Raw genomic sequence first — 2,869 nt, 5'->3', positions numbered from 1 at the left:
TCTATGCCGAGGACGAGCTGCACCTCAGCCCGGCGGGTTACGCGGCGCTCAACGCGGCCCTGGCCCCGCTGCTCGCGGCGGAGGGGAGGGTATGACCGACTGGCGACAGGAGGTGCTCCAGACCGCGCGGGTGGCCCGGCTGGCCACCGTCGATGCGCAGGGCCAGCCCCACGTCGTGCCGATCGTCTTTGCCTACGACGGGCACCTGCTCTATACGCCCCTGGACGGCAAGCCCAAGCAGGTCGCCCTCGACCGGCTCCAGCGGGTGAAGAACATCGCCGCGAACGACCAGGTGGCCGTGGTGGTCGATCACTATGACGAGGACTGGCAGCAGTTGGCCTGGGTGCAGCTACGCGGGCAGGCGGCAGTCATCACGGCGGGCGAGGACTACGACGTCGGCCTCGCACTGCTCCAGCGGAAGTACCCGCAGTACACGGCGATGCCGCTCGCCGGGCGACCGCTGATTGTCGTGCAGGTCGCGCGTCTGCACGGCTGGCGGGCGATGGAGGCGACCGCATAGCGATGGGCACCCGGAGGTTTGTGGTCGGTTATTCCGTTTTTCCCTTGAACGTCGCGTAGATGGCCATCGCATGGCCTCGGCCAAGCCCAAAGTCTTCGTTGAGCCAGGCGACGATTTCACCAGCTTTGATGCCTGGCTTGAGCAAGCCTTTCGCCTCAGCCAGCTGCCGAAAATCCTCCGGCGTCTTCCCCGTTTTCGCCTTGATGGTGTCAATATATGCCTGGAATGACATCGATGCTCCTCTGCTCGCGCTGCGCGCGGTCGCTGCGGACGTGCGAACACGTCGCGTATGTGATGCACGAATCTCGCGACCTAGACTCCTCCGGATCGGTCGATCACATCCTTCAGATCGCGGCTGTTCGGGGTCGCGTAGCGCAGGGTCTGCTCGCCGCGGCTGTGGCGCATGATCCGCTGGACGGCGGCCAGGCTGGCGCCGTCATCGAGCAGGCGGTAGGCCAGGCTGTGGCGCAGGGCGTGCGGCGAGGCGGTCTCCAGGTCGTCGGCGGCCTCCCGCAGTTTCGTCGCCTTGTCGAGGCGCGGCTTCTTCTGGGCGGCGGCGCGCAGCTGGGCGGCGGCGCGGGTGGCTATTACCATGAAGCGGTGGCGGATGGTGCGGGTGCTGATGCCGGCGCGGAAGGGACGACCTGGACGGGTGGATTCGACCACGCCAAGGAGCCGCTCGCGCTCAGCGGGGCTGCCAGCGGCGGGCATGCCGTCGGGGCAGCGCAGCTCGGTGAGATAGCGCCGCAGCAGGCGCACCGCGTCGGCGTGGAGCGGGACGCGGCCGAACTTCCCGGCCTTGCCGGAGCGCACCGTCACCGTGCGCCCGTCGAGGTCGAGGTCGCGCAGCTGCACGTCGGCGGCCTCCTGCGAGCGCAGGCCGGCGTAGATCAGCAGGGACAGTAGCGCCTCATTGCAGCGGCGTAGGGTCACATCCGGCTCATCGCTCGCGGCGCGCAGCAGGGCGTCAACTGCAGTGGGGTCGAGCTTGCGCGGGGCGGGCGGGTCCTGGGGCACCGCGCCGACGGGGGTGAAAGGGTTCTCGCGGGCGCGGTCGGTCTGCACGAGCCATGCCCAGCAGCGGCTGCCAGTGGAGAGCGCCCGGTTGATGCTGGCCGGCGCGGCACCGTCCGCAACCTGGCGCTGCTGGAGGTAGGCCCGCACATCGCGCTCGGCAAGCAGGGCCGGGTCAAAGGCGCGGCCACGTTCCTCCGCCCACCAGCGGCTCAACCCAGCGAGGTCGGCCCGCCGGGCGCGGCGGGTGTTGGCGCTGACGCCATCGAGCTCGGCGAGGTACGCTTCGAGATCAGGATGGAGGGTGTCCATGGTGTGTATGCCTATGCGCGCATCGCTGGCGGCTACGCTACGTCGGGGATGGTATAGGCAAGGTCGTAGGCGTGGATGCCGTCAGCAATGTCCAGAGTCATCGTGCCGACCAGCCCGACCAGATCGCCGGTGCCGGAATCCGGCACGACGCTGATCACTAGCTGCTGGGCGCCGCGATCCACGGTGCCGCTATGCTGGAAGACAAAGCTGCCCTGGCGACCATGGAGCGCACCGGTGACCCGCTCGATGGCAACGTAGCCGGCGGAGCTCTCGACGCCGGTGCGGGCGCTGAGCATCTCGCCCTGGCTGGTGCCGACCAGGTCGCCATGGAACTGCTTATCGATCGACAGCCGGCCAAGGCTGGCATCTGCCTCGGCGTGGGCGAGCGCCTGCGGGGTCAGCTGCACCGCAAAGGTGCCGTGTGCATGGGTCGTCATCCCTGTTCCTTCCTGGGCTACCAGCTTCGTCTTTTGTGGCCACACGCGATCGATGAACTAGGATTGCAAAATATCGGCAATGACAGGATAGCACGGATGGGCGGGCGCGTCAACACACTATCGGCCATGCTCGCCGGATGGCACGGGGGAGGCATTGCCGATATGGATGAGTATCGGCCATGCGGCAGCTCAGTCCGGGCTACCGGCATATCGAGAATAACTCGGCCTCGCACCTACAGGCCAGCACGATGGGCTTCTCGCACTTCGTCTTCGTCAACGGCGGCCGGCTCACCCTCGGCCGCTGGCAGGCGATCTGCCTGGCTACGTTCGACGGCCCGCGCACCTGTGAGGTCCTGCGTGCGGATTGAGGAGTTTCACAAACCCACGCACACAAGAGACCGATACGCGGTAGGGACTAATCGAAAGCCATAGGAAGCGCTCCGTCGCCGGGGCGCTTCGTCATGTCGGCCTCGCGGGGCCAATCTGCTCGGGTATAGATTTGCCAGCCTTCGCGGACGGGTGTACATGGAGCTTTACCACAAACCCATGTGACCACACGCGAAAGGCTGGCTAGCGTGCATCATAC

At 67.1% G+C, this 2,869-nt stretch carries 5 protein-coding genes; 2 read left to right on the top strand and 3 right to left on the bottom strand.

Annotated elements, in window-relative coordinates; all coding sequences use genetic code 11:
• Positions 1–91 precede the first annotated feature (91 nt).
• Positions 92–520: a TIGR03668 family PPOX class F420-dependent oxidoreductase gene (locus tag K2Z83_RS18650; protein ID WP_255604233.1), complete on the top strand. Its 429-nt coding sequence runs from the start codon at positions 92–94 to the stop codon at positions 518–520.
• Between the two features lie 28 nt (positions 521–548).
• Here the strand turns inward: K2Z83_RS18650 and K2Z83_RS18645 are convergent, their stop codons facing one another.
• From K2Z83_RS18645 to K2Z83_RS18635, 3 genes are all read right to left on the bottom strand, one after another.
• Positions 549–752, bottom strand: a complete 204-nt coding sequence (locus K2Z83_RS18645) for a DUF4287 domain-containing protein (protein ID WP_220596701.1) — start codon at positions 750–752, stop codon at positions 549–551.
• Positions 753–832: 80 nt separating this feature from the next.
• Entirely contained in the window at positions 833–1,846 is a 1,014-nt protein-coding gene (locus K2Z83_RS18640) for a tyrosine-type recombinase/integrase (RefSeq protein WP_220596700.1), read from the bottom strand.
• A gap of 32 nt (positions 1,847–1,878) precedes the next feature.
• Positions 1,879–2,283, bottom strand: a complete 405-nt coding sequence (locus K2Z83_RS18635) for a DUF3224 domain-containing protein (protein WP_220596699.1) — start codon at positions 2,281–2,283, stop codon at positions 1,879–1,881.
• A gap of 179 nt (positions 2,284–2,462) precedes the next feature.
• On the opposite strand from K2Z83_RS18635, the gene K2Z83_RS18630 reads away from it, so the two are divergent.
• The gene (locus K2Z83_RS18630) at positions 2,463–2,651 is read left to right on the top strand and encodes a YjbQ family protein (RefSeq protein WP_220596698.1); all 189 of its coding nucleotides are present in this window, start codon (positions 2,463–2,465) and stop codon (positions 2,649–2,651) included.
• Positions 2,652–2,869 lie beyond the last annotated feature (218 nt).

The organism is Oscillochloris sp. ZM17-4 (assembly GCF_019599295.1).
GTDB lineage: Bacteria > Chloroflexota > Chloroflexia > Chloroflexales > Chloroflexaceae > Oscillochloris.
This window is presented reverse-complemented; position numbering and strand designations above follow the sequence as displayed.